The organism is Erwinia sp. S38 (genome assembly GCF_016624545.1).
Classification (GTDB): Bacteria; Pseudomonadota; Gammaproteobacteria; order Enterobacterales; family Enterobacteriaceae; genus Erwinia; species Erwinia coffeiphila.
Genome location: NZ_JACVTS010000090.1, coordinates 1 through 294 on the forward strand (window position 1 = coordinate 1; position 294 = coordinate 294).

Annotated in this window: 1 pseudogene; it reads left to right on the forward strand. The window is 55.8% G+C overall.

The annotated features are described in order from the left end of the window. Positions 1-294 (forward strand): annotated as a pseudogene (locus tag IBT46_RS27115) (hypothetical protein); the annotation flags it as partial.

The window sequence follows — 294 nt, forward strand, 5'->3', positions numbered from 1 at the left end:
GCTGCGTTATGGCTGGTCGGTCACGATGGTTCGGTCTGCCTGACCCGGGGTGAGGTTTACGATAGCGGCGGCAAAGACACACTGGTTGACGTTAGCGAACGGGCGCAGCGCCAAAGCCAGCAAGCAGAATCTCCCGAAGTCTGCATTCTGTTCTCGCAGCCTGCGCTACCCACATTGGCACAAAGTGGCTGGAATGTGACCCACCATATCCAGGACCTCAACTGGGGTCACCCCGGTGATATAGAAATGCTGATTGTGCTGACCCTGGCTGCTATTGGCGCAAATCATTATCAA